This is a genomic window from Pseudomonas sp. LBUM1647, assembly GCF_059716175.1.
In genome coordinates this window covers 4,591,904-4,617,765 of sequence record NZ_CP166809.1, presented here as the reverse complement: position 1 = coordinate 4,617,765, position 25,862 = coordinate 4,591,904, and the positions used below count along the sequence as shown (strand labels likewise).

General features: G+C 60.6%; 19 protein-coding genes and 3 tRNA genes. All 22 read left to right on the top strand.

Translation table 11 applies throughout. The features are described from left to right. Nucleotides 1–14: 14 nt before the first annotated feature. The 22 genes from asd (at nucleotide 15) to ACA059_RS21035 (ending at nucleotide 25,849) form a co-directional block, all read left to right on the top strand. Complete coding sequence (gene asd, locus ACA059_RS21140; protein WP_033061853.1) at nucleotides 15–1,127, top strand: aspartate-semialdehyde dehydrogenase; 1,113 nt, start codon at nucleotides 15–17, stop codon at nucleotides 1,125–1,127. A gap of 227 nt (nucleotides 1,128–1,354) precedes the next feature. After that, a complete protein-coding gene (locus tag ACA059_RS21135) occupies nucleotides 1,355–2,365 on the top strand; it encodes an aspartate-semialdehyde dehydrogenase (RefSeq protein WP_497630851.1) in 1,011 nt (336 codons plus the stop codon). Nucleotides 2,366–2,572: 207 nt separating this feature from the next. Next, a complete protein-coding gene (locus ACA059_RS21130; protein WP_497630850.1) occupies nucleotides 2,573–5,422 on the top strand; it encodes a FimV/HubP family polar landmark protein in 2,850 nt (949 codons plus the stop codon). Nucleotides 5,423–5,611: 189 nt separating this feature from the next. After that, entirely contained in the window at nucleotides 5,612–6,436 is an 825-nt protein-coding gene (truA, locus tag ACA059_RS21125) for a tRNA pseudouridine(38-40) synthase TruA (protein WP_046047735.1), read from the top strand. Nucleotides 6,437–6,499: 63 nt separating this feature from the next. Next, the gene (locus ACA059_RS21120; RefSeq protein ID WP_497630849.1) at nucleotides 6,500–7,120 is read left to right on the top strand and encodes a phosphoribosylanthranilate isomerase; all 621 of its coding nucleotides are present in this window, start codon (nucleotides 6,500–6,502) and stop codon (nucleotides 7,118–7,120) included. Nucleotides 7,121–7,302: 182 nt separating this feature from the next. After that, nucleotides 7,303–8,223, top strand: a complete 921-nt coding sequence (gene accD / locus ACA059_RS21115; protein WP_033061847.1) for an acetyl-CoA carboxylase, carboxyltransferase subunit beta — start codon at nucleotides 7,303–7,305, stop codon at nucleotides 8,221–8,223. Next, on the top strand, nucleotides 8,220–9,527 hold the full coding sequence (gene folC / locus ACA059_RS21110) for a bifunctional tetrahydrofolate synthase/dihydrofolate synthase (protein WP_497630848.1): 1,308 nt from the start codon (nucleotides 8,220–8,222) through the stop codon (nucleotides 9,525–9,527). Before accD ends, folC begins: the two co-directional genes overlap by 4 nt. Then, nucleotides 9,511–10,182, top strand: coding sequence for an SPOR domain-containing protein (locus tag ACA059_RS21105; RefSeq protein ID WP_497630847.1), 672 nt, complete (start codon nucleotides 9,511–9,513; stop codon nucleotides 10,180–10,182). Before folC ends, ACA059_RS21105 begins: the two co-directional genes overlap by 17 nt. 287 nt (nucleotides 10,183–10,469) lie before the next feature. Continuing rightward, nucleotides 10,470–11,030, top strand: coding sequence for a CvpA family protein (locus tag ACA059_RS21100; protein WP_074875247.1), 561 nt, complete (start codon nucleotides 10,470–10,472; stop codon nucleotides 11,028–11,030). A gap of 41 nt (nucleotides 11,031–11,071) precedes the next feature. Beyond that, nucleotides 11,072–12,577, top strand: coding sequence for an amidophosphoribosyltransferase (purF, locus tag ACA059_RS21095; RefSeq protein ID WP_010456022.1), 1,506 nt, complete (start codon nucleotides 11,072–11,074; stop codon nucleotides 12,575–12,577). A gap of 64 nt (nucleotides 12,578–12,641) precedes the next feature. Continuing rightward, nucleotides 12,642–13,853 carry an O-succinylhomoserine sulfhydrylase gene (locus tag ACA059_RS21090; RefSeq protein WP_149630907.1) on the top strand — a complete coding sequence of 404 codons (1,212 nt, stop codon included), beginning with the start codon at nucleotides 12,642–12,644 and terminating at the stop codon, nucleotides 13,851–13,853. Next, nucleotides 13,850–14,626 carry an SDR family oxidoreductase gene (locus ACA059_RS21085; protein ID WP_415770108.1) on the top strand — a complete coding sequence of 259 codons (777 nt, stop codon included), beginning with the start codon at nucleotides 13,850–13,852 and terminating at the stop codon, nucleotides 14,624–14,626. Before ACA059_RS21090 ends, ACA059_RS21085 begins: the two co-directional genes overlap by 4 nt. A 159-nt stretch (nucleotides 14,627–14,785) precedes the next feature. Next, a tRNA-Val gene (locus ACA059_RS21080) sits at nucleotides 14,786–14,861 on the top strand. A gap of 55 nt (nucleotides 14,862–14,916) precedes the next feature. Continuing rightward, nucleotides 14,917–14,993 (top strand) — tRNA-Asp (locus ACA059_RS21075). 93 nt (nucleotides 14,994–15,086) lie between these two features. Then, nucleotides 15,087–15,163, top strand: a tRNA-Asp gene (locus tag ACA059_RS21070). Between the two features lie 380 nt (nucleotides 15,164–15,543). Next, nucleotides 15,544–16,053 carry a sigma-70 family RNA polymerase sigma factor gene (locus tag ACA059_RS21065; RefSeq protein WP_497630846.1) on the top strand — a complete coding sequence of 170 codons (510 nt, stop codon included), beginning with the start codon at nucleotides 15,544–15,546 and terminating at the stop codon, nucleotides 16,051–16,053. Continuing rightward, nucleotides 16,050–17,000 carry a FecR domain-containing protein gene (locus tag ACA059_RS21060; protein ID WP_497630845.1) on the top strand — a complete coding sequence of 317 codons (951 nt, stop codon included), beginning with the start codon at nucleotides 16,050–16,052 and terminating at the stop codon, nucleotides 16,998–17,000. The genes ACA059_RS21065 and ACA059_RS21060 overlap by 4 nt, the downstream gene beginning before the upstream one ends. A 67-nt stretch (nucleotides 17,001–17,067) precedes the next feature. Beyond that, nucleotides 17,068–19,491 carry a TonB-dependent siderophore receptor gene (locus tag ACA059_RS21055; RefSeq protein WP_497630844.1) on the top strand — a complete coding sequence of 808 codons (2,424 nt, stop codon included), beginning with the start codon at nucleotides 17,068–17,070 and terminating at the stop codon, nucleotides 19,489–19,491. 355 nt (nucleotides 19,492–19,846) lie between these two features. Then, complete coding sequence (locus tag ACA059_RS21050) at nucleotides 19,847–21,223, top strand: diaminobutyrate--2-oxoglutarate transaminase (protein ID WP_497634705.1); 1,377 nt, start codon at nucleotides 19,847–19,849, stop codon at nucleotides 21,221–21,223. Between the two features lie 213 nt (nucleotides 21,224–21,436). Next, nucleotides 21,437–23,221 carry an IucA/IucC family protein gene (locus tag ACA059_RS21045; RefSeq protein ID WP_497630843.1) on the top strand — a complete coding sequence of 595 codons (1,785 nt, stop codon included), beginning with the start codon at nucleotides 21,437–21,439 and terminating at the stop codon, nucleotides 23,219–23,221. After that, a complete protein-coding gene (locus tag ACA059_RS21040; protein WP_497630842.1) occupies nucleotides 23,214–24,425 on the top strand; it encodes a type III PLP-dependent enzyme in 1,212 nt (403 codons plus the stop codon). The genes ACA059_RS21045 and ACA059_RS21040 overlap by 8 nt, the downstream gene beginning before the upstream one ends. Next, nucleotides 24,422–25,849 carry a DHA2 family efflux MFS transporter permease subunit gene (locus tag ACA059_RS21035; protein WP_497634704.1) on the top strand — a complete coding sequence of 476 codons (1,428 nt, stop codon included), beginning with the start codon at nucleotides 24,422–24,424 and terminating at the stop codon, nucleotides 25,847–25,849. Before ACA059_RS21040 ends, ACA059_RS21035 begins: the two co-directional genes overlap by 4 nt. Nucleotides 25,850–25,862 lie beyond the last annotated feature (13 nt).

The following is a 25,862-nucleotide window of genomic DNA, read 5'->3' as shown; positions in this document are numbered from 1 at the left end:
AAGGTGTAGTTGCGATGAAACGTGTAGGTCTGATCGGTTGGCGCGGTATGGTCGGTTCCGTGCTCATGCAGCGGATGCTGGAAGAGCAGGATTTCGATCTTATTGAGCCGGTGTTTTTCACCACTTCCAATGTCGGTGGCCAAGGCCCGTCCGTGGGCAAGGACATTGCTCCGCTCAAGGACGCTTACAGCATTGATGAGCTGAAAACCCTCGACGTGATTCTGACCTGCCAGGGTGGCGACTACACCAGCGAAGTTTTCCCGAAACTGCGCGAAGCCGGCTGGCAGGGTTACTGGATTGACGCCGCTTCCAGCCTGCGCATGCAGGATGACGCGGTGATCGTGCTGGACCCGGTGAACCGCAAGGTCATCGACCAGCAGCTCGACGCGGGCACTAAGAACTACATCGGCGGCAACTGCACCGTCAGCCTGATGCTGATGGGACTGGGCGGTCTGTTTGAAGCCGGTCTGGTGGAGTGGATGAGCGCCATGACCTATCAGGCGGCCTCCGGTGCCGGCGCGCAGAACATGCGCGAACTGATCAAGCAAATGGGCGCGACCCACGCCGCTGTCGCCGATCAACTGGCCGACCCGGCCAGCGCCATCCTCGACATCGACCGCCGTGTGGCCGAAGCCATGCGCAGCGACGCGTACCCGACCGAAAACTTCGGCGTACCGCTGGCCGGCAGCCTGATCCCGTGGATCGACAAGGAACTGCCAAACGGTCAGAGCCGCGAAGAGTGGAAGGCCCAGGCCGAGACCAACAAGATCCTTGGTCGCTTCAAGAGCCCGATCCCGGTCGATGGTATCTGCGTGCGCATCGGCGCCATGCGCTGCCACAGCCAGGCGCTGACCATCAAACTGAACAAAGACGTGCCGATCGCCGACATCGAAGGGCTGATCAGCCAGCACAACCCTTGGGTCAAACTGGTGCCGAACAGCCGCGAAGCCAGCATTCAGGAACTGAGCCCGACGAAAGTCACCGGCACCCTGAACGTACCGGTTGGCCGTCTGCGCAAGCTGAACATGGGCACGCAGTACGTCGGCGCGTTCACCGTCGGCGACCAACTGCTGTGGGGCGCGGCCGAACCGCTGCGTCGCATGCTGCGGATCCTGCTTGAGCGTTGATCGATTGAAGCAATGAACGAACCCGTGCCTTGAAAGAGGTGCGGGTTTTTTCTTTTGGTATGTTCGTCGCCTGCAAAAAGATCGCAGCCTTCGGCAGCTCCTACATTGGCCGCGTGCAAACCCGATCCTGTAGGAGCTGCCGAAGGCTGCGATCTTTTGCTCTAAATTGCCGAACTGCCAACCACCCGGTAAAGTGCCGCTCCCCCCGTTTCGCCAGAGGTAGAACCATGAGCCAGTCCTTTGATATCGCCGTGATCGGCGCCACCGGTACTGTCGGCGAAACGCTCGTGCAGATTCTCGAAGAGCGCGACTTCCCTGTCGGCAATCTGCACCTGCTCGCCAGCAGCGAATCGGCCGGGCATTCGGTGCCGTTTCGCGGCAAGAACGTGCGGGTGCGGGAAGTCGATGAGTTCGACTTCAGTAAAGTCCAGCTGGTGTTCTTCGCTGCCGGCCCGGCGGTAACCCTGAGTTTCGCTTCGCGTGCCACGGCCGCCGGTTGCTCGCTGATCGACTTGTCCGGCGCCTTGCCGGCTGATCAGGCGCCACAAGTCGTGCCTGAAGCCAACGCGCAGGTGCTGGCCGGTTTGAAAAAGCCGTTCCAGGTCAGCAGTCCAAGCCCTTCGGCCACCACACTGGCGGTAGTGCTGGCGCCGTTGCTCGGCTTGCTCGACCTGCAACGCATCAATTTGACCGCCAGCCTGGCCGTCTCCGCCCAGGGCCGCGAAGCCGTCACCGAACTGGCACGGCAAACGGCTGAGCTGCTCAATGTGCGTCCGCTGGAGCCGACCTTCTTCGATCGGCAGATGGCCTTCAACTTGCTGGCGCAAGTGGGCAAGCCTGATGATCAGGGTCACACGCTGCTGGAAAAACGCCTGGTACGCGAGCTGCGTCAGGTCATGGCGCTGCCTTTATTAAAGATTTCCGTCACTTGCATTCAAGCCCCGGTGTTTTTTGGCGATAGCTTTAACGTGACCTTGCAGTCATCGAGCGACATCGACCTGGTAAAAGTCAACGCCGCCCTGGAAGACGCGCCCGGTATCGAGTTGGTGGAAGCCGGCGATTACCCGACGCCGGTAGGCGATGCGGTAGGGCAGGACGTGGTCTACGTTGGTCGGGTTCGCAGCGGGATCGACGACCTGTCGGAACTAAATTTGTGGCTGACGTCAGATAACGTACGCAAAGGCGCAGCGCTCAATGCTGTGCAGGTGGCTGAATTGTTGATAAAAGACCTACTGTAAAAGATACTTGGCAACAATTTGTCGAATGAATCCAGCCGGGCGGTATGCTTGGCCGGACTGCTGACGGCGGGCTCCCTCCGGGGCTTTGCGTGGCATGAATGAAATGATCGCGCGCGACGACTCTTCGCCGCCGCGCGCAATGCCTTACGGCAGCGACTATCAATACCTTCTCGCTGGCCGAGGAATGTTCAAACAAAGGATGAGGCTATGGTTCAAGTTCGCAAACTGGTGTTAGCAATAGCGGCCGCCTCGGCGCTGTCCTCCGGTATGGCGCATGCCCTCGGGCTCGGGGAATTGACCCTGAAGTCGACGCTGAACCAGCCCCTGGTGGCAGAAATCGAGTTGCTCGACGTCAAGGACCTCACCGCTGCCGAATTGGTGCCGAGCCTGGCTTCGCCCGAAGATTTCGCCAAGGCCGGTGTCGACCGCCAGGCGTTTCTCAATGACCTGACCTTTACCCCGGTGCTCAACGCCAGCGGCAAAAGCATCCTGCGTGTGACGTCCAGCAAACCACTCTCCGAACCCATGGTGAAATTCCTGGTTCAGGTGATGTGGCCAAACGGTCGCCTGCTGCGCGATTACAGCGTGCTGCTCGATCCGTCCAAATTCTCGCCGCAAACCGCTGAAGCGGCTGCGCAGCCTGCACCGACACAAACCGTCACCGCACCGGTGACCGGTGCCACCAATCCAACCCAATACACCACCGCGCCGCGCGATACCCTGTGGGAAATCGCTGCGAAGGCGCGCAATGGCGGCTCGGTCCAGCAAACGATGCTGGCCATCCAGGCGTTGAATCCGGATGCCTTTATCGACGGCAACATCAACCGGTTGAAAGCCGGTCAGGTGCTGCGTCTGCCGGATCAGACGCAGACCACCAGCCTGCCGCAACCGAAAGCCATTGCCGAAGTCTCTGCGCAGAACACCGCGTGGCGTCAGGGTCGTCGTTACGTGGCGAAGTCCGGGACCGGGCAGCAGCAGCTCGATGCCACCAAGCGCGCTCGCGGTGAAGGCCCTTCGTCGCAAACGGCGACAGACAAGCTGAGCCTGGTCTCTGCCGAGTCCGGCAAGGCCGGTGGCAAAGGCGCCGCCGGTGATGCCAAGAATTTGAGCAACAAGCTGGCCGTGACCCAGGAAAGCCTCGACACGACCCGTCGTGACAATGCCGAACTGAAAAGCCGCATGACCGATCTGCAAAGTCAGCTGGAGAAGCTGCAACGCCTGATCGAACTGAAGAACAATCAATTGGCCAAGTTGCAGGCTGAAGGCGCGGCGGGTGCGCCGGCACCAGGTGCGACCGCTCCGGCAATGTCAGCCGAACTGGCGGACAACCCTGCGGCAACAACGCCTGCGGACGCGGCTCCGACTGCACCTGAGGCTGCTGCGCCCGAGGCCACTCCAGCGCCGGTCGAGCAGCCTGTCGAGCCGACGCCGGCAGCATCCGACGATCAGCAATTCAAAGAACTGCTGACCAATCCGTGGCTGCTGGGTCTGGCAGGTGGCGGTGCCGTGGTGGTGCTGTTCCTGCTGCTGTTGCTGGCGCGTCGTCGCAAAGCCCAGCAAGAAGCCGAGAAGCATTTGCGCATGGCCCGTGATTTGGCCGAGGAGCAGGCGTTCTCCGCTGAACTCGACTTGCCAAAAGGCATCTTCGAAGACCTGGAAGTGCCGCCGCCGAGCGTGAAGCTCGCTACCGCGCCAACCCCAACGCCACCGCCTGCACCAGCCCCTGCACCCGCGCCGGCTCCGGTGATTGCTCCGATTGTGGTAACGCCGCCGATCGCTGCGCCATTGGTTTCGCCTGCTGGCGAGCGCGATGACGACGTATTGAACAAGGCACAGTCGCACATCGCTGCCGGTCGTCTGAATCAGGCGGCTGCCTTGCTGGAAGACGGAATCAAGCAAGAGCCGCAACGCAGTGACCTGCGCCTCAAGCTGATGGAAGTCTACGGTCAGCAAGGCGACCGCGATGCATTCGTTGCCCAGGAACGCCAATTGGTGGCCAATGGTGACAACTTTGCTCAGGTCGAAAAACTCAAGAGCCGCTTCCCGGCCATGGTCATTGCGGCAGCCGGTGGTATCGCAGCCGCTGCGATCGCTGCCGAACTGGACGCGCAATACGTCAAGGATCTGCTGCTGGACGAGCCTGACGCGCCGGCACCGGCAGTGCCCGATGACTTCGACAATGCCTTCGATTTGAGCCTGGATGATCTGGAATCTGCCGCCCCGGCAGTGGTTGCACCAGAGGCAGAAGCGGAGGCAGAGCCCGATGACTTCGACAGTGCGTTCGATTTGAGCCTGGATGATCTGGAAGCGGCCTCTCCGGCGGTGGTTGCACCAGAACCAGAAGCAGAAGCAGCGTCCGATGACCTCGACAGTGCCTTCGATTTGAGCCTGGATGATCTGGAAACTGCCTCTCCGGCAGTAGTTGCACCAGAACCAGAACCAGAACCGGTGTCTGCGGCTGAGCTGGACGAGTTCCCGCTGGACGACGACCTGAGCTTCGAGTCGGTGTTGCAGCAGCAGACCGACATCAAGGAAAACCTCGATGACCTGTCGGACTTCGACCTGGATATGGATCTTGGTGGGGATGCCTCGCCGGCGACCCTGGCCGAAGACGACTTCCTGTTGAGCCTGGATGACGGCGTCAAGGACCTGGATTTACCTGCCGCTGAAGCGCCGGCTGTTCCCGAGGTTGCGCTGGACGATCTGGAGCTGCCAGCCGATTTCGACCTGTCGCTGGCGTCCGAAATGGACGCGCCAGACGCTCCGGATGCGTTTGCCGCCGAACTGGATGACGTCAACGCCGAACTGGATCGTCTGTCCCAGAGTCTTGGCGAGCCGAGCTTCACGGCGGAAGACGCCATGGCCTCCGCAGCTGACGAGCCGGAATTCGATTTCCTTTCCGGCACTGACGAAGTCGCGACCAAACTCGATCTGGCCCAGGCCTACATCGACATGGGCGACGCCGACGGCGCCCGGGACATCCTCAACGAGGTGGTGACCGAGGGTGACGACGGTCAGAAGAGCGAAGCCAAGGAGATGCTTTCGCGTCTGGCTTGATTGATCGGTAAGGCGTAAACAAAACGGCAGCCCATTGAGGCTGCCGTTTTTGTTTCTGTCCTGGGCGCCGGGCAGTGTACAAAACACACACGCCTCTGGCGTCCCGGTCCGGCGGCCTTATAATGCCCGCCTTTGCGTACATCAGCAGGCTGTCACTCCTTGGCAAATATAGATAATCCGGCCGCCGAAATGGTGGCCGACGGCTTTTTCCGGATCGCGTTGGGCGTTGAATACAAAGGCTCGCGCTATCGCGGCTGGCAGCGCCAGGCTTCCGGCGTACTCACCGTGCAGGAAACGCTCGAAAAGGCCTTGTCCAAAGTCGCCGATTCACCCGTGTCGCTGCTCTGCGCCGGGCGTACGGATGCCGGCGTGCATGCGTGCGGTCAGGTGGTGCATTTCGATACCCAGGTCGAGCGTTCGATGAAAGCCTGGGTCATGGGCGCCAATATCAATTTGCCTCACGACGTCAGTGTCAGCTGGGCCAAGGTCATGCCGGCGCATTTTCATGCGCGGTTCAAGGCCATTGCCCGGCGCTATCGCTACGTGATCTACAACGATCAGATCCGCCCGGCGCACCTGAACGAAGAAATCACCTGGAACCACCGTCCGCTGGACGTCGAGCGCATGGCCGAGGCGGCGCAGTACCTGGTCGGCACCCACGACTTCAGCGCTTTCCGTGCCGGTCAGTGTCAGGCCAAGTCGCCGATCAAGGAATTGCATCACCTGCGCGTCACGCGCCACGGCAAGATGATCGTGCTGGACATCCGCGCCAGCGCCTTCCTGCACCACATGGTGCGCAACATTGCTGGCGTGCTGATGACCATCGGTGCCGGCGAGCGTCCGGTGGAGTGGATGAAAGAGGTGCTGGAGAGCCGCATTCGCCGTTCCGGTGGGGTGACGGCGCATCCGTACGGCCTCTACCTGGTGCAGGTCGAGTACCGCGACGAGTTCGAATTGCCCGAGCGTTACATCGGGCCGCACTTCCTGACCGGCTTCTCGGAACTTGACGGCTGACGCCCTCGAACGCTTTTGTTACCATCCGGGACTTTCTCGGATTTACCTTGGGGTTCTATCGACATGTCGGCCGTTCGCAGCAAGATTTGTGGGATTACCCGCATAGAAGATGCGTTGGCGGCGGTTGAGGCCGGGGCTGATGCGATCGGATTTGTGTTCTACGCCAAAAGCCCCCGAGCCGTGACGTTTCAGCAGGCGCGCTCGATCATCAAGGCGCTGCCACCGTTCGTGACTACCGTAGGGTTGTTCGTCAACGCCAGCCGCTGCGAGTTGGGGGAAATCCTCGACGCCGTGCCGCTGGACCTGTTGCAGTTCCATGGCGACGAAACCGCGGCCGACTGCGAAGAATGGAATCGTCCGTACATCAAGGCGCTGCGGGTCAAGGCCGGTGACGATATCGCCGCCGCATGCGATGCGTTTCCAGGCGCCAGCGGTATCCTGCTCGACGCCTACGTTGAAGGCGTACCCGGCGGAACCGGTGAAGCGTTTGACTGGTCTCTGATACCGCAAGGCTTGAGCAAACCGATCATCCTGGCGGGTGGCTTGACGCCGGACAACGTCGCCGAGGCGATTGCAAGGGTTCGGCCTTATGCCGTGGACGTCAGCGGCGGGGTGGAGGCGAGCAAGGGCATCAAGGATCACGCAAAGATTCAGGCATTCATTAAAGCGGTTGTAGGACGTTGATGTGACGGCTGGCACACTGCCGCCGTCCACAGGCATGGCTGAGGGTTTTTGGGGTGTACGCAGGTCACGCTTCACTGACCCGGCAACCCATCGATCATCGCCACACACATGAATTTAGCTCAAGGGCATACGCGGGGCTGCGAACCAGAGCGTTCGGGCCGCCGGTACTGGAGAAAGAAAGCATGAGCAACTGGTTAGTAGACAAACTGATCCCTTCGATCATGCGTTCCGAGGTCAAGAAGAGCTCGGTGCCTGAAGGTCTGTGGCACAAATGCCCGTCTTGCGAGGCTGTGCTGTATCGTCCGGAGCTGGAAAAGACCCTGGACGTTTGCCCCAAGTGCAACCACCACATGCGTATCGGCGCGCGCGCCCGCATCGATATCTTCCTCGACGCTGAAGGCCGTGCCGAACTGGGCGCGGACCTGGAGCCGGTTGACCGTCTGAAGTTCCGCGACGGCAAGAAGTACAAGGATCGCCTGACCGCTGCGCAGAAGCAGACCGGCGAAAAAGACGCACTGATCTCCATGAGCGGCTCCCTGCTGGGCATGCCGGTGGTGGTCTCTGCCTTCGAATTCTCCTTCATGGGTGGTTCGATGGGCGCCATCGTTGGTGAGCGTTTTGTTCGCGCCGCCAACTACGCGCTGGAAAACCGTTGCCCGATGATCTGCTTCGCCGCTTCCGGCGGTGCGCGGATGCAGGAAGCCCTGATCTCTCTGATGCAAATGGCCAAGACCTCTGCGGTGCTGGCGCGTCTGCGTGAAGAAGGCATTCCGTTCATCTCCGTACTGACCGACCCGGTCTACGGCGGTGTTTCCGCCAGTCTGGCGATGCTTGGCGACGTGATTGTCGGTGAGCCGAAAGCCCTGATCGGCTTCGCCGGTCCGCGCGTGATCGAGCAGACCGTGCGTGAAAAACTGCCGGAAGGTTTCCAGCGCAGTGAGTTCCTGCTGGAGCACGGTGCGATCGACATGATCATCCACCGTCAGGAACTGCGTCCGCGTCTGGGCAATCTGCTGGCACAAATGATGGGCCTGCCGACGCCGAAATTCGTCGCCGCGCCAATCGAGCCAATCGTGGTTCCACCGGTACCCGCCAACATATGATCGAACGTACCCTTGGCGAGTGGCTCGCCTACCTTGAGCAGTTGCACCCTTCGGCCATCGACATGGGCCTGGAGCGCTCGCAACAGGTAGCGTCCCGCATGGGACTGGGCAAGCCGGCGCCTCGGGTGATCACGGTCACCGGCACCAACGGCAAAGGTTCTACCTGCGCATTCGTGGCTTCGTTGCTGCGGGCGCAGGGCCTGAACGTCGGTGTCTACAATTCTCCGCACCTGCTGCGTTACAACGAGCGGGTGCAGGTCAATGGCGTCGAAGCCACTGACGCCGAGCTGTGCGAAGCCTTTGCCGCGGTCGAGGCAGGCCGTGGTGACACTTCGCTGACGTACTTCGAAATGGGCACCCTGGCGGCGTTCTGGCTGTTTCAACACGCCAGTCTCGATGCGGTGGTGCTGGAAGTCGGGCTGGGCGGGCGTCTGGATACGGTCAACGTGGTCGATGCCGATATGGCGCTGGTCACCAGCATCGGTGTCGATCACGCGGACTATCTGGGTGATACCCGTGAATCCGTAGCGTTCGAAAAGGCCGGCATCTTCCGCCAGGGCGCGCCTGCGCTCTGTGGCGATCTGAATCCTCCGCAGCCTCTGCTGGATAAAGCTCGCGAGCTCAATTGCCCGTTTTTCCTGCGTGGGCGCGATTTCGATCTCGGCATCACCGATCACAACTGGCAATGGCGCGGTCTTGACGCTCAAGGGCGAGTGGTCGAGCTGCATGATCTGCCGTTGCTCGATCTGCCGATGGAAAACGCCGCGCTGGCGTTGCAGGCTTACCTGCTGCTCGGTTTGCCTTGGGAAAATGGGCAGATTATTGAAGCGCTGGAAGCAACGCGTGTGGTCGGTCGCCTCGATCACCGTCAGTTCGACTGGCAGGGCAAGCGCCTGAACCTGTTGCTGGACGTGGGGCATAACCCCCATGCGGCAGAGTATCTGGCTCGCCGTCTGGCCAGCCGACCACCGGCCGGCAAGCGTCTGGCGGTGTTCGGACTGCTGGCGGACAAGGATCTGGATGGTGTTGTCGGCGAATTGAATGCTAGTGTCCAGCATTGGGCCGTCGCTCCGCTGGATTCACCGCGAGCACGCCCGGTTGCCGATTTGCACGCGGCGTTGCAGAACCTTGGCGCCTCGGTAGCGTCCTATGGCAGCGTGGCCGCCGCCCTGGAAGGGCAGTGCGCGCTGGCGACGAGCGACGACGAGATTCTGTTGTTCGGATCATTTTATTGTGTCGCCGAGGCCCTCGAATGGCTGGCCCGGCGCTCCACGGAGGAAGCGGCAAATGGCATTGCTGGATAAAGCATACAAACAGCGCATGGTTGGCGCCCTGGTTCTGGTGGCGCTGGCGGTGATTTTCCTGCCGATGCTGTTTTCCCGTCAGGATGAGCAGCGTCAAGTGACGGTTGAAGCACCGGCTGCGCCGCAAGCGCCTGCGGTGCCGCAAGTTCAGGTCGAGCCGGTGGTGGTGCCTGAGCCGCAAGCGCTGCCTCAGGAGCCTGTGCCGAGTGATGATGAAATCGCTCAGCAAGAAGCGCCGTCGGCAGCGATTGCCCCGAGTGTACCGGTGGCGCCTGCGCCTGCCGCCAAACCGATCGCGCCACCTCCGACGCCAGCACCTGCGCCGGTCAACAAACCAACGGTTGCACCTAGCCAGCCCATCACGGCTGCACCGGGCAAGCCGGACACGACTCAAAGCCGCGTCGATGCCAATGGCCTGTCGGTCAGTTGGTCGGTGCAACTGGCCAGCCTGTCGAGCCGTGCAAGTGCAGAAAGCCTGCAGAAATCCCTGCGCAGCCAGGGCTACAACGCCTACATTCGTACTGCCGACGGCAAGAATCGGGTGTTTGTCGGGCCGCTGATCGAGCGGGCAGAAGCTGATCGTCTGCGTGACTTGTTGAGCCGCCAGCAGAACCTCAAGGGTTTTGTGGTGCGTTTCCAGCCTGAGCGTGGCTAACGATTCGTCAATCGGCTCTATGTAGCAGCTGCCGAGCCCGCGAGGCTGCGTCCGGCTGCGCAGCAGCCGTAAACCCTGCTTGTACAGTGTGCCGGATAGACCGAATGGCCTGATTTTACGGCTGCTGTGCAGCCGAACGCAGGCTTCGCCAGCTGCTACAGGGGCGAGCGCAGCTTCGATAGGGGCTAAAACTATCGCCTCGATTTGAAATGCACTGACAATCGCAGCTTACCGATAAGCATGGGCTCTGCTAAAATGCGCCGCCTTATCCGTCTGTAGGCTGCACTGTGCCATTTACCTGGGTTGACTGGGCGATCGTTGCAATCGTCGCCATCTCCGCATTGATCAGTCTGAGCCGCGGCTTCGTCAAAGAAGCACTATCGCTGGTGACCTGGATCATCGCAGGAGTCGTCGCCTGGATGTTCGGTGGTTCATTGTCCGAGTACCTCGCCGGATACATCCAAACGCCGTCGGCCCGTGTGATCACGGGCTGTGCCATCATGTTTGTCGCCACGTTAATCGTAGGCGCGATGATCAATTATCTTATCGGCGAATTGGTTCGCGTCACCGGGCTATCCGGGACCGATCGATTCCTCGGCATGGCCTTCGGCGCTGCGCGTGGCGTGTTGCTGGTGGTCGTGGCGGTCGGGCTGTTGAGCCTGGGGCCGGTACAGCAGGACGGGTGGTGGCAAGAGTCACAGCTCGTGCCAAAATTTCTATTGGTTGCAGATTGGTCCAAAAACCTGATTCTCGGGTGGAGCAGTCAGTGGCTTGCCAGTGGTATCAGCGTACCCGCTGAGATACCGTTCAAGGAGCACCTCTTGCCGATGGCCAAAACGCCTCAGTGAGTTGTGTTCAGTTCAGATCCATTAAGTAGGGGTTGCGTCGCATGTGTGGCATCGTCGGTATCGTCGGTAAGTCGAACGTCAATCAGGCGCTGTATGACGCGCTAACCGTCCTCCAGCACCGCGGCCAGGACGCTGCCGGTATCGTGACCAGCCATGATGGCCGGTTATTCCTGCGCAAGGACAATGGCCTGGTGCGTGACGTGTTTCATCAACGTCACATGCAGCGCCTGGTCGGCCACATGGGTATTGGCCATGTGCGTTACCCGACCGCGGGCAGTTCGACTTCGGCCGAAGCCCAACCGTTTTACGTCAACTCGCCTTACGGCATCACCCTGGCGCACAACGGTAACCTGACCAACGTTGAACAGCTGGCCAAGGAGATTTACGAATCTGACCTGCGCCACGTCAACACCAACTCCGATTCGGAAGTGCTGCTCAACGTGTTCGCTCACGAACTGGCCCAGCGCGGCAAGTTGCAGCCAACCGAAGAAGATGTGTTCGCCGCTGTTACTGACGTGCATAACCGTTGCGTCGGTGGTTACGCGGTCGTGGCGATGGTGACCGGTTACGGCATCGTCGGTTTCCGCGATCCGCACGGCATCCGCCCGATCGTCTTCGGTCAGCGTCACACCGACGAAGGCGTCGAGTACATGATCGCCTCCGAAAGCGTTTCCCTGGACGTGCTCGGTTTCACCCTGATTCGCGACCTGGCACCGGGCGAAGCGGTCTACATCACTGAAGACGGCAAGCTGCACACCCGTCAGTGTGCGACCAACCCGTCCCTGACCCCGTGCATCTTCGAACACGTCTACCTGGCGCGTCCGGACTCGATCATCGACGGCGTTTCGGTCTACAAAGCACGCCTGCGCATGGGCGAGAAACTCGCCGAGAAGATCCTGCGCGAGCGTCCAGAACACGACATCGACGTGGTCATCCCGATCCCGGACACCAGCCGTACCGCGGCCCTGGAGTTGGCGAACCACTTGGGCGTCAAGTTCCGCGAAGGCTTCGTGAAGAACCGCTACATCGGCCGGACCTTCATCATGCCAGGCCAGGCTGCACGGAAAAAATCCGTACGCCAGAAGCTCAATGCCATCGAGCTGGAATTCCGCGGCAAGAACGTGATGCTGGTGGACGACTCCATCGTTCGCGGCACCACCTGCAAGCAGATCATCCAGATGGCCCGCGAAGCCGGCGCCAAAAACGTCTACTTCTGCTCCGCGGCACCGGCCGTTCGTTACCCGAACGTCTACGGTATCGACATGCCGAGCGCTCACGAGTTGATCGCGCACAACCGTTCGACCCAGGACGTGGCTGATCTGATCGGCGCTGACTGGTTGATCTATCAGGACCTGCCTGACTTGATCGAAGCAGTCGGTGGCGGCAAGATCAAGATCGAGAAGTTCGATTGCGCGGTGTTCGACGGCCAGTACGTCACCGGCGACGTCGACGAGGCTTACCTGAACAAGATCGAGCAGGCACGTAACGATGCCTCCAAGGTCAAGACGCAGGCAGTCAGTGCGATCATTGATCTGTATAACAACTGAGTAACTACCGGCCCTGAGGGGCCGGTTTTGTATCTACTAGAAGAGCAAGGCAAGGAGTGACAGCATGAGTCAGGATTGGGATGCCGGTCGGCTGGACAGCGACCTCGAAGGCGTAGCGTTCGACACCCTGGCCGTACGCGCCGGTCAGCACCGCACGCCGGAAGGCGAGCACGGTGATCCGATGTTCTTCACTTCCAGCTACGTATTCCGTACCGCTGCTGATGCGGCGGCACGCTTTGCCGGTGAAGTGCCGGGCAACGTTTACTCGCGCTACACCAATCCGACCGTGCGTGCGTTCGAAGAGCGCATTGCCGCGCTGGAAAGCGCCGAGCAAGCCGTGGCCACGGCGACCGGCATGGCCGCGATCATGGCGGTGGTGATGAGCCTGTGCAGCGCTGGGGATCACGTGCTGGTATCGCGCAGCGTATTCGGTTCGACCATCAGTCTGTTCGAGAAGTACTTCAAACGCTTTGGCATTGAAGTCGATTACGTGCCTCTGGCGGACTTGTCCGGCTGGGATGCGGCGATCAAGGCCAACACTAAATTGCTGTTCGTCGAATCGCCATCCAACCCGCTGGCTGAACTGGTGGACATCGCCGAGCTGTCGAAAGTCGCTCATGCCAAAGGCGCGATGCTGGTGGTCGACAACTGCTTCTGCACCCCGGCGTTACAGCAACCGCTGAAGATGGGCGCGGACATCGTCGTGCACTCGGCGACCAAGTTCATCGACGGCCAGGGCCGTTGCATGGGCGGTGTTGTGGCCGGTCGCAGCGAGCAGATGAAAGAAGTCGTCGGTTTCCTGCGCACTGCCGGGCCGACCCTGAGCCCGTTCAACGCCTGGATCTTCCTCAAGGGCCTGGAAACCCTGAGTCTGCGGATGAAGGCGCATTGCGCCAACGCTCAGCAACTGGCCGAGTGGCTGGAGCAGCAGGAAGGCATCGAAAAAGTCCATTACGCCGGTCTCAAAAGCCATCCGCAGCACGAATTGGCCCTGCGTCAGCAGAAGGGCTTCGGTGCGGTCGTGAGTTTTGAAGTCAAGGGCGGCAAAGAGGGCGCCTGGCGCTTTATCGATGCGACTCGTCTGATTTCCATCACCGCCAACCTTGGTGACAGCAAAACCACCATTACGCACCCAAGCACCACCTCTCACGGCCGTCTGGCGCCGCAAGAGCGTGAAGCAGCGGGTATTCGTGACAGCCTGATCCGCATCGCGGTCGGTCTGGAAGACGTGGCAGACCTGCAAGCCGATCTGGCGCGCGGGTTGGCTGCCTTGTGATCGAGTTGTCCACGCCAAGCACTGGCACCAACGGCCGCGTTGCACTGGTCACGGGTGCTGCGCGGGGCATTGGTCTGGGGATCTCGGCCTGGCTGATCAGCGAAGGCTGGCAGGTGGTGCTGACTGATCTTGATCGGGTGCGAGGTTCGAAAGTGGCGAAGGTGCTCGGCGACAACGCCTGGTTCATCGCCATGGACGTCTCGAACGAAGGGCAGGTGGCGTTGGGCGTCGCCGAGGTGCTGGGGCAGTTCGGGCGTCTGGATGCGCTGGTGTGCAACGCGGCGGTTGCCGATCCGCACAACATCACCCTTGAAAGCCTTGATCTGGCGTACTGGAATCGGGTGCTGGCGGTGAATCTCAGTGGGCCGATGCTGTTGGCCAAGCACTGTGCGCCGTACCTGCGTGCTCACAGCGGCGCGATCGTCAACCTGGCCTCGACCCGCGCCGGGCAGTCGGAACCCGACACCGAGGCTTATGCGGCGAGCAAGGGCGGCCTGCTGGCCCTGACTCATGCCTTGGCGATCAGCCTCGGGCCGGAAATTCGCGTCAATGCGGTCAGTCCGGGCTGGATCGATGCGCGAGATCCCTCCGCGCGTCGTGCCGAACCGCTGACCGATGCCGACCATGCCCAGCATCCGGCGGGCAGGGTAGGGACGGTCGAGGACGTGGCGGCGATGGTCGCCTGGCTGTTGTCGAAGAACGCCGGTTTCGTCACGGGCCAGGAGTTCGTGGTCGATGGCGGCATGACCAAGAAGATGATTTACAGCGAGTAATTCGAGCAGGAGCCGCGAGAGCGGCGGCTTGAGGTTGCAGGCGGCCTTGGGCAGCGCTGCGGGAAATGACATGATTTTGTCTTTTTCAGAAAAACTTCAAGCGGGGTATTGACTTAGCTTCGGTACCTGCGTAAATTTCGCGGCCTCGGAGATGCAAACGGGTGATTAGCTCAGCTGGGAGAGCGTCTGCCTTACAAGCAGAATGTCGGCGGTTCGATCCCGTCATCACCCACCACTTCCGAGAGTCTTGCGAAAGCAAGATGGAAGCTTTTAAAAGCCTCCACCGACGCGCAGCGGTAGTTCAGTCGGTTAGAATACCGGCCTGTCACGCCGGGGGTCGCGGGTTCGAGTCCCGTCCGCTGCGCCATATTTTCCGAGTCAGAATTTATTCTGGTTCGAGATTGAAAGCCTCGAAGCTTTCAGTCAGACGAGTTACTTGGACGCAAGTCCAAAGCGATACGCAGCGGTAGTTCAGTCGGTTAGAATACCGGCCTGTCACGCCGGGGGTCGCGGGTTCGAGTCCCGTCCGCTGCGCCATATCTGCCTCAAGGCCCACTGAACGCCTTGGAGCTACGAAGAAAGCCGTTGGCTGCTTCGAGTCGATAGCAAAGACCCTGGTCGAAAGACCGGGGTTTTTTGTGCCTGCGATTTGGCTTTTCTCCTTGTCCCCGCAACCATGGGTATTCACATCTGCCGGCCAAATGCGGCCGTGTGTCGAATTCTTACTCCTCTCGACGATTTCCCTCAATAACGCTCAGCCCTGATTAACCGGTGCCTGTGTGGCAGAAACAACTGTCTTTCATTCACGTATTCAAGTTTTCCCTGGGGGCAAAACGCATAAAGCGCTTGGTTTGAAGTATCAACACTAATTAGAATGAGTCGCATTTAAAATATTTCTTCGCGCAGGGTTCCTTTAGATGAGTGATGCAGCGATGCCGGCGGCGCAAACCTTCCACGACCTGTACCGCGACCATCGTGGCTGGCTCGAAAGCTGGTTGAGACGACGCATGAGCAATGGCCATGATGCGGCGGACTTGAGCCAGGATACGTTCGTGCGTTTACTCGCCAGCTCCCAGCACATCGCCGACCTGCAAGAACCCCGCGCCTATCTGGCGACAGTCGGCAAGCGGCTGCTGACCAACTTCTATAAGCGCCGCAGCCTGGAGCAGGCCTACCTCAGTGCGCTGACGCTGCTGCCTGAGGACTGCGTGCCGTCTCCCGAGCAACGTTGGTTGCTGCTGGAAACCCTGCAAGCCCTGGATGAATTGCTCGATGGAATGCCGACCGCGGTGCGACGAGCGTTTCTCTGGAGCCAGTTGGAGGGTTTGGGTTATCACGAGATTGCTGAACGCCTGCAAGTCTCGGAGCGGACGATCAAGCGCTACATGGCGCAAGCCTATGAACATTGCCTGTTGGTGGAATTGTGATCGGTTCGGCACCTTCGGCTGAAGCCCGGCAAGTTGTGCGGGCTGCGGCTCAATGGCTGGCGCTCATGGAATCAGGCGCCGCCAACGAACGCGATCGTGCCAATCTGCAGCACTGGCGTGACAGCCATCCCAGTCACGAACAGGCCTGGCAGAAAGCCCAGCTCTTGCGCCAACGCTTTGCCGACCTGCCGTCGGCACTGGCCATGGCCAGTCTGGATCGGCCGCAGACGAGTCGGCGCACGGTGCTCAAACGCGCCGTGGGGGCGGTGGCGCTGGTGCCGACGGCCTGGCTGATCAGCCGGCAGCTACCTCTGGATGTCTGGCGCGCTGATCTGCGAACCGCGACCGGTGAGGGCAAAAAAGTCCAGTTGGCGGATGGCAGCTCGCTGCAATTGAACACCGCGAGTGCCGTCGATATCGACCTGAAGAATCGGCGACTGACACTCGTGGAAGGCGAAATAGCGCTGAATGTGCCCGGCACATCGCCGCTGACGATCCAGACGCACTTCGGGCAAGTGGTCGTCAGTCAGAGCGAAGTGTGCGTTCGTCAGGGGCAGACGGGGTGCAAGGTGTCAGTGCTTAAAGGCGCGGTGCAGTTGCAGCCTCTGCGCGGACCGGTCTTTTCATTGCGCGCAGGCCAGCAAGTCAGCCTTCAGGCGATGGGCGCGGGCGGCGTAGAGCCTTTCGATGTGCTTGCTCCAGGCTGGCGCGACGGCGTGTTGATGGCACAGAACCAGCCCCTGGGCGATTTTCTGCGCGAACTCAGCACCTATCGCCCGGGATTGTTGCGCTGGGAGCCGGAACTGGAATCCCTGCGCGTCACCGGCAGTTTCCGTCTGGAAGACACCGATCGCATCCTGACGTTGCTGGCGGCCAGCTTGCCGCTGGAGGTGCATAAGCGAACCCGCTACTGGGTTACGTTGCTGCCGCGCAAAAATAGTGTTTGAGGTGTGTCCCCTTTTTTCGCTTCGCTTGTCATTCAAGGCAAGTGAAACGAAATCAGAGAGATTCTCAATGCCCGTAGTGATGCCCTGCAGTACGCGTCTGGGTTCTTCCAGGCTGCGCCCGTTGTTGCACTTGAGTCTGTTGCTGAGTCTGAGTGCCTGTCCGTTGTTCATCACTGCCGGTTGGGCCGAAGACGCGCCTCGACGCAGTTACCAGGTGCCGGCAGGAAGCCTCAGCGCAGCGCTGACCCGTTTTGCCGGGCTGGCCGGGGTCAATCTGTCAGTGGACCCGGCACTGGTGGGCAGTCGCACCAGCCCTGGACTTTCCGGCGAATACGCGGTCGAGGAGGGCTTTGCCCGACTGTTGCAGGGTTCCGGTCTGCAACTGCAGCCGGTGGGCGAAGAGGCGTACATCCTGACGCCGGCGCCAGAAGGCAGCAGCCTGCAACTGGGCGCCACCTCGATTCTCGGTGCCATTGACCCGGTGGACGGCGATCCGTATGCCGGCGGCCAGGTCGCGCGCCGTGGTTCGCAAGGCTTGCTGGGCTCGAAAGACTTTATGGAAACGCCGTTCAGCATGACCACCTACACCAGTGAGGTGGTCAAAAACCAGCAGGCGCGTACCTTGGGCGACCTGATCGCCAACGATCCTTCGGTTCGCGCCACCAACCCGGCGGGTGGGCGCTATGAGCAGTTCACCATTCGAGGGTTGAGCCTGTTCAACAGTGATGTTTCCTACAACGGCCTCTACGGCGTCCTGCCGACCTATACGATCGACATGGAGATGGCCGACCGCGTCGACGTCCTCAAAGGCCCAAGCCAGCTCATCAACGGCATCTCGCCGCGGGGCAGCGTGGGTGGCGGGATCAACGTGGTGCCCAAGCGCGCGACCGACAAGCCCATCACTTCATTCACCGGCAGTTACGCTTCCGACAGCCAGGTCGGCGGTGCCGTGGATGTCGGCCGGCGCTTTGGTGAAGACAACAAGTTCGGTCTTCGTTTCAATGGCGTGAAACAGTCCGGCGACACCGAATGGGATCACCAGAATGTCGACCGCGAAATGGCCGTGCTGGGCCTGGATTTTCGCGGTGAACGCCTGCGACTCTCGACGGACATCGGGCGCACCGAACGTGATACCGACGCACCGCAGGAGCGCGTACAGGTTGGCCCTAACGCGCAGGTTCCGCATGCCAGCGATGTGCGCCGCAACTATGCGCAGCCCTGGAGCAAGGCGAGTACCAACGACACGTTCGGCACGGTGAACGCTGAATACGATGTCAACGATTCCGTCATGCTGTACGGCGGCGTGGGCGCGCGCAAAAGCAATCATGACTTCCTCCGTCATGCCGTTTCGGTCACCAACGACGCCGGCAATTTCAGCGTTCAACCGCGTGACTTCACCCGTGACGAAAATGTCCGGACGGCCACAGCGGGAGTGCGCAACTGGTTCCATACCGGCCCGGTAAGCCATGAAGTCAACCTGGCTGCCAGCTATTACTACATGGACTTTGAAAACGGCGGCGCCCGGTATGCCGCGGCCAACAGCAACATCTATAACCCCGTGGTAACACCAACGCCGGTCAGGCCCACGCGACAGGATTCGGAGGTCTATACCGAAAACCGTTCCACCGGTGTGGCGTTGTCCGACACCCTGGGTTTCTTCGATGACCGGCTGCTGCTGACCCTCGGCGCCCGCTGGCAGCGCGTGAAGGTTGACGACTGGACCGATAACGTCAGAGGCGACACCGGCTACGACGAGGAAAAGGTTTCGCCGTCGGGCGGCATTCTGTTCAAGGCGACCGACAAGCTGTCGCTATATGCCAACTACATGGAAGGCCTGAGCCAGGGCAAGATCGCACCGTCGACCTCGGTGAACGAGGACGAGATCTTCCCGCCGTTCATCAGCCGCCAGGTCGAGGTCGGCGCCAAGTATGACGCCGGTGCGTTCGCCGTCACCGCAGCTGTGTTCCGGATCAAGCAACCGGCCTACGAGACCAACGCCACGACGCGCGTCTTCGGCCCGAACGGCAAGCGTGAGAACACGGGTGTGGAGCTGAGTGTGTTCGGTGAACCGCTCGATGGTTTCCGTCTGCTCGGCGGTGTCATGTACATCGACAGCGAGTTGAGCAACACCACTAATGGCACCTTCGACGGCAACCGAGCGCCGGCCACGCCGAAATACAACGTCAACCTGGGCGCCGAGTGGGACGTGCCGACTGTACAGGGCCTGACCTTGACCAGCCGCGGCATTTACTCCAGCTCGCAGTACCTGGACCAGTCCAACAACAAGGAAATCGACTCCTGGGAGCGTTTCGACGTGGGCGCACGCTACGCGTTCAAGGTCGAGGAAAAGAACATCACCCTGCGTGCCAATGTCGAGAACGTGGCGGACAAGCGCTACTGGAGTTCGGCCGGGGCCTCGGATGACAGTGAGCCTGGCTTGACGCTGTCGACCCCGCGTACTTACCTCCTTTCGGCGACCGTCGACTTCTGATTCACCCCTGTCATGCGCCCCAGGGACCGGGGCGCCATCGTTGGGCCATGACCTGATTCGTATAGAGGAAGGACATATGCACACCCTCAGTTAATAAACGATCAAGACACTTTCGTATAAGTCGCTATCTGTCGGTAGCCTATACTGAAGTTGTCATCTGCATTACAAGATCATGGCTAGATCATGGCACTTCCGGAGTTTATACCAGGTTTATTAACTTGGTTTTTTGCGTGTGTGATTATTTTTAAAATAGTTAAAATCGCTATATGTAAATTCCAAAATTGGTTGTAAGAATTAGTTGCAACAACTTGTTAATGAGAATAGGTTGCATATCGAATTTAACGAGGGTGAAGCGATGTTGAATGATGGCGTATTGCACTCTAATCCTTTGCAAAAAACCAATGCCGACTATCTGGCTCGACAAAGCAAGTTCGAATCTAATGTGCGCAGTTATCCACGCAAGTTGCCGCTGGCCATCGCCAAGGCACACGGGCTCTGGGTGACCGACGTCGAGGGCAATAGTTACCTCGACTGCCTGGCCGGCGCCGGCACTTTGGCCCTGGGGCACAATCATCCGGCCATCATGGCCAGCCTCGACAGCTTCCTCGCCTCAGGCCTGCCGATGCACACCCTGGACCTGACCACCGCGGTCAAGGACGCCTTTAGCGAAACCTTGCTCAGCCTGTTGCCGAACCAGGGCCGTGATTACTGCCTGCAATTTTGCGGGCCGTCCGGGGCGGATGCGGTGGAGGCCGCGCTGAAGCTGGCCAAGACCTACACCGGGCGCAACAACATCATCAGTTTCTCCGGGGCTTACCATGGCATGACCCACGGCGCCTTGGCCCTGACCGGCAACACCGCGCCGAAAAATGCCATCGCCAGCCTGATGCCCGGGGTGCAGTTCATGCCGTACCCCCACGAATACCGTTGCCCGCTGGGCATTGGCGGTGAGGCCGGGGTCGAGGCCTTGACCCACTATTTCACCCAGTTCATCGAAGACGTCGAAAGCGGCGTGTCACTGCCGGCGGCGGTGATCCTTGAAGCGGTGCAGGGTGAAGGCGGGGTCAACTGTGCCCCGGCGAGCTGGCTGCGGGCGGTCCGCGAAGTGACGCGCAAGCACGGCATCCTGCTGATCCTCGACGAAGTGCAGACCGGTTTCGCCCGCACCGGCAAGATGTTCGCCTTCGAACACGCCGACATCGAGCCGGATCTGATCGTGATGTCCAAAGCGGTCGGTGGCGGTTTGCCCATGGCGGTGCTGGGCATCCGTCGTGAATTCGACGCCTGGGAGCCAGGCAATCACGCCGGGACCTTCCGCGGCAACCAGATGGCCATGGCCGCCGGGCTGGCCACGTTGCAGGTGCTGCAACAGCAAAACCTTGCCGCCCAGGCCGAGCGCCGTGGCCAGTGGCTCAAGGACCGACTGGTCGAGTTGCAGGCGCATTATCCGGCCCTCGGCCAGGTGCGCGGTCGCGGCCTGATGCTGGGCATCGAGATTGTCGACGAGCGCCAGCCGGCTGATCGCCACGGGCATTTCCCGATGGACCCGGCGCTGGCCGTGGCCATCCAGCAACAGTGCTTCAAACAAGGCCTGTTGCTGGAACGCGGCGGGCGTAAGGGCAATGTCATCCGCTTGTTGCCGCCATTGATTATCGACGATGAACAATGCCAGCAAGTTATCCAGCGTTTTGATAACGCGATGGCTGCAGCGTTATTGCAGTTGCGCCCTTGAATGAATCAATCGAAGTTGCGTTAGCAGTCCGCCGAATTGCAGTTTGATGACGGTACTGCAAGTAACTTTGATGGTCGTCTGATTGTTTAAAAAAGGTTCAGTGAAGTGATGTCGTTACGTGGGGTTTCGTCGGCTGTTAAACAGGTCGATCAGCAACTAATTTTTTCGCCATATAACGTGTCCAGTGGCCTCGCGGGCTACTGTGGAGCACCCATGAATCATCCAGATCGCAGTGTTTTATCGAATATGGTCAGTGAGTTGGCGACGACGCGCGCGTTGCTTAATTGTTTGATCAAAGAGTTCGCCTTGCCGGAAAACTGCCTCAGTTACAGTTGGCCGACGCAGATGCAAGGTATCGCCCCGGGCAGTTACCTCGAGGGTCTGGAATGGAAGGGCATTCCCCTGACCATCAACCTGCCCAACCAGCAGCAGTTCTTTGTGATGGTGGACCGCCGTGATGGTCTGGGCAGTCACCGTTACCTGTCGGACGTTTATGCCCGGCGTGGCGAGGGCGACTGGTCGTGCCTGAGGTTTGCCGAGTTCGTCGAGCAGTTGCTCGCGGCGTGCGAACACATGACCCGCGCCAGCAACGATGAATTGCTGGATCAGGTGTTGCAAAGCCAGTTGCTGACCGCGGCCATCGTCGGCCACAACATGGACGGTCAGCACCCGGCACCGCTCAGCGGTTACCTCGCCAGCGAGCAGGGTTTGTGGTTCGGTCATCCAAACCACCCGGCACCCAAGGCGCGGCTGTGGCCAGCTCATCTGGCCCAGGAAACCTATGCCCCGGAATTCCAGGCCCGCACGCCGTTGCACTTGTTCGAGGTGCCGCTGGAAGGATTGAACGTCGGGGCCAACGGCCTGAGCAAAGCCCAAGTGCTGGCCGGTTTTGCCGATCAAGCGCAGGCGCGGCCAGGGCACGCGGTTATTTGCATGCATCCGGTACAGGCCCAGCTGTTCATGCAGGATGGTCGGGTTCAGCGTTTGTTGAAATCCGCGGCCATCGTCGATCTTGGTGCCACAGGGCTGATGGCCAACCCCACGGCGTCCATCCGAACCTGGTACATCGAGGGCCATGAGTTCTTCATCAAGGGCTCGCTGAACGTGCGCATCACCAACTGCGTCAGGAAAAACGCCTGGTACGAACTGGAAAGCGCACTGATGATCGACCGAGTCTTTCGTAACCTCCAACTGACCCGGCCCGAAACCCTTGGCGGGCTCTCGGTGGTGGCCGAGCCGGGCAATCTGAGCTGGGCGCCGCAACAGGCCAGCGAAGCCGATAACCACTGGTTCCGCGAACAAACCGGGGCGATCCTGCGGGAGAACTTCTGCCTCGACACCGGCACCGACTGCAGCATCATGGCCGGTACGTTGTTCGCTCGTGGCCTGCATTTGCCGCCGTTGGTGCATGAGTTCCTGAGCCGGTTCAACGGCAATGACATCGACGATCAAACGCTGTTGAGCTGGTTCAACGACTATCAGGCGCTGCTTTTACGGCCGGTACTGGCGCTGTTCTTCAACCACGGCATCGTCATGGAGCCGCACCTGCAGAACAGCGTGCTGGTGCATGACAACGGTCGTCCACAACGCTTGCTGCTGCGGGATTTCGAAGGGGTCAAACTGACCGACGAACTGGGTGCTTCCCGGATCGACGCAGACGTTCACCCACGGGTGCGTGAGTCGCTGCTCTATTCCCGCCAGCAAGGCTGGAATCGCATCGTCTATTGCCTGTTCGTCAACAACTTGTCCGAGGCTGTGTTGGCCCTGAGTTGGGAGCGTCCGCACCTGGCGCCACTGATGTGGCAACGGGTGGAGCAGCAATTGATCAGCATCCGCGCCGAATTGACCCGCGCTGCGCCGGAGTTGGACGCACTGATCGCCGGTCAGCCGATTGCCTGCAAAACCAACCTTAAAGTCCGCCTGGCCGCCAAGGCTGATCGCCAGGCCAGCTACGTCAGTCTGGTCTCCCCGTGGGGCAAGGAGGCCAAGCATGGATAAGCTGCCCGCAGCGGTATTGGCCGCTATCGACGAAGCCCGCGCGCAACACGAAGATCCGCTGGCGCTGTTCATCTATGACCTGGACGCGCTGAAACAGCATGTGACGCAGGTGATGGCGGCGCTGCCAGAAGGCGTAGAGCTTTACTACGCGATCAAGGCCAACAGCGAACCGCAAATCCTGGCCGCCGTCGCGCCGTTGGTGCACGGCTTCGAGATTTCCTCCGGCGGCGAGATCGATCGCCTCCAGGCCTGCCCGACGCGCCAGCCGTTCATCTTCTCCGGCCCTGGCAAACTGGACTCCGATCTGCGTTCGGCGCTGCAACACCAGGTCGAAGCGATTCACATCGAAAGCCTGAATGAAATCGTCCGTCTGCAACGGCTGGCACTGGAAGCGGGGCGCGTACAAGACGTATTGCTGCGGATCAACCCCGAACTGCCGTCGCCGCTCTCCAGCAAACTGGCGATGGCCGGCACGGCCACACCGTTCGGGATCGATGAGTCGGAACTGGCTCAGGCGGTCAGCTGGGTTGACAACGCCAGCCACTTGCGGCTCAAGGGTTTCCATGTGCATGCGATGTCCCATCAGTCGCTGGTGGAACGCCATGAACAATTGCTCGATCTGTACCTGCAGCGCTGGCCGCAATGGAAGGCGTTGTCGGCCGATCCCGCGGCGATCACTCACCTCAATGTGGGCGGTGGCATCGGGGTCAATTACCTCGGGCCGCAGCAATTCGACTGGCAGCGCTTGTGTACGCATTTGGGGCAGAGCCTTGCAGCGTGTGCCGATGCGCCTATCGTGCGCTTTGAACCCGGTCGTTTCATCAGCGCCTTCTGCGGCTACTACGCCATTGAAGTGCTGGACAGGAAAACCAGTCACGGCAAGCACTTCCTGGTCTGTCGGGGTGGCACTCATCAGTTCCGTTTGCCGGTTGCCCAGGGACATGATCACCCGATCATTCAGCTGCCCCGGCATCGCATAACGTCAACGGCGCCACAACAGGATTGGACCGTCGTTGGGCAGCTCTGTACGCCCAAGGATGTGCTGAGCCGCGATTGCCCGCTCACCGGTGTGGAGATCGGCGACATGCTGGTGCTGCCGCTGGCGGGTGCCTATGGCTACAACATCTCCCACGCTGATTTTCTCTGTCATCCGCGACCGCCGCAGGTGTTTGTGCAAGAAGCCGGAGTCGCACCGTGGGATTGACGTTTGCCGTGCCGCGCTGGTTGGTGGTGGTCAATGTGCTGTTGGGCACGCTGACGGTCAGCCTGAACAACAGCTCGCTGAATCCGGCGTTGCCGGCGTTCATGGAGGCCTTTGATATCGGTCCGCTGTTGGCCACCTGGATTGTGGCGGCGTTCATGGTGAGCATGGGCATGACCATGCCCCTCACCAGTTTTCTCAGCCAGCGGGTGGGGCGCAAATCCCTGTATTTGTGGGGCGTGGCGTTGTTTGTTTGCGGTTCGCTGCTGGGGGCGTTGGCCAATTCCATCGCGCTGGTGATTACCGCACGCGTGGTGCAAGGCATCGCCAGCGGGCTGATGATTCCGCTATCGCTGGCGATCATTTTTTCGGTGTACGCCAAGGGCGAGCGGGGCAGGGTCACCGGCCTGTGGGGTGCGGCGGTCATGCTGGCGCCGGCATTGGGGCCGTTATGCGGCAGCCTGATGCTGGAGTGGTTCAGTTGGCGCTCGCTGTTCCTGATGAATGTGCCGATTGGCCTGCTGGCGCTGATCCTTGGCGTCGGCGTGCTGCCGGCTTCCGAAGTATCGGAACGCAAACCTTTCGACCTGGCGGGTTACTTGCTGATCGCGACGGGCATCGGCCTGCTGATGATCGCCGTTGGCCGTCTGCGCCATGCCGAAGCCCTCACTGATCCCTTCAACCTTGGCATGCTGCTGGCGGCCATTCTGTGTCTGGTCGCGTTTGTACGACTGGAACTGAACCGGACTTCGCCGCTGCTAAACCTGCGCATCTTTGCCCTGCGCGGTTATCGCTTGAGCGTGATCATCGCCGTGGTGCAGTCGGTCGGCATGTTCGAATGCCTGGTCCTGCTGCCGCTGCTGGTGCAAGTGGTGATGGGCTACAGCGCTATCTGGACCGGCCTGTCGCTGCTGTGCACGGCGATGTTCGCCAGCCTGTTCGGGCATCTCGGCGGCAAGTGGCTGGACCGGCACGGCCCGCGTGGCGTAGTGCTCTGGGGGCTGCTGCTGACCGGGGGCGCCACGTTGGGATTGGGCGTGCTGGGGGCTGGCGCTTCAATCGGTGTGGTGTTTTTTCTGATGATGGTCCGCGGCGCCGGGCTGGGCCTGTCCTACATCCCCATCACCACCGCCGGGCTTGATGCGCTGCCTGAACCGATGGTCACCCAAGGCGCGGCGATGAACAACATTTCCCGTCGTCTCGTCTCGTCACTGGCCATCGTGATTGCCTCGCTTTGGCTGGAATTCCGCCTCACTGCCGAGGCCGGGGGCGGGGTGGTTTCGATGGCCAGCTCGGGGGCGATCAGCGAGGTCTTCATGGCCACTGGCATCCTCATCCTGCTGGCATTGCCCTGTGCCTGGCGTTTTCCCGTTCACGCATCCGACGAGCCGGCCGAGGCACTGCCCTCGGCCCTCGAACACCGTTAATTCTTTCACGGAC

Excerpts from the sequence above, each read along its gene's own strand:
- ACA059_RS21135 (WP_497630851.1), top strand. The coding sequence starts at position 1,355 with ATGAGCCAGTCCTTTGATATCGCCGTGATCGGCGCCACCGGTACTGTC.
- ACA059_RS21045 (WP_497630843.1), top strand. The coding sequence starts at position 21,437 with ATGAATCATCCAGATCGCAGTGTTTTATCGAATATGGTCAGTGAGTTG.
- ACA059_RS21090 (WP_149630907.1), top strand. The coding sequence starts at position 12,642 with ATGAGTCAGGATTGGGATGCCGGTCGGCTGGACAGCGACCTCGAAGGC.
- ACA059_RS21050 (WP_497634705.1), top strand. The coding sequence starts at position 19,847 with ATGTTGAATGATGGCGTATTGCACTCTAATCCTTTGCAAAAAACCAAT.
- ACA059_RS21055 (WP_497630844.1), top strand. The coding sequence starts at position 17,068 with ATGCCCGTAGTGATGCCCTGCAGTACGCGTCTGGGTTCTTCCAGGCTG.
- purF (WP_010456022.1), top strand. The coding sequence starts at position 11,072 with ATGTGTGGCATCGTCGGTATCGTCGGTAAGTCGAACGTCAATCAGGCG.
- ACA059_RS21105 (WP_497630847.1), top strand. The coding sequence starts at position 9,511 with ATGGCATTGCTGGATAAAGCATACAAACAGCGCATGGTTGGCGCCCTG.
- truA (WP_046047735.1), top strand. The coding sequence starts at position 5,612 with ATGGTGGCCGACGGCTTTTTCCGGATCGCGTTGGGCGTTGAATACAAA.
- ACA059_RS21065 (WP_497630846.1), top strand. The coding sequence starts at position 15,544 with ATGAGTGATGCAGCGATGCCGGCGGCGCAAACCTTCCACGACCTGTAC.
- ACA059_RS21130 (WP_497630850.1), top strand. The coding sequence starts at position 2,573 with ATGGTTCAAGTTCGCAAACTGGTGTTAGCAATAGCGGCCGCCTCGGCG.
- asd (WP_033061853.1), top strand. The coding sequence starts at position 15 with ATGAAACGTGTAGGTCTGATCGGTTGGCGCGGTATGGTCGGTTCCGTG.
- ACA059_RS21120 (WP_497630849.1), top strand. The coding sequence starts at position 6,500 with ATGTCGGCCGTTCGCAGCAAGATTTGTGGGATTACCCGCATAGAAGAT.
- ACA059_RS21040 (WP_497630842.1), top strand. The coding sequence starts at position 23,214 with ATGGATAAGCTGCCCGCAGCGGTATTGGCCGCTATCGACGAAGCCCGC.
- folC (WP_497630848.1), top strand. The coding sequence starts at position 8,220 with ATGATCGAACGTACCCTTGGCGAGTGGCTCGCCTACCTTGAGCAGTTG.
- accD (WP_033061847.1), top strand. The coding sequence starts at position 7,303 with ATGAGCAACTGGTTAGTAGACAAACTGATCCCTTCGATCATGCGTTCC.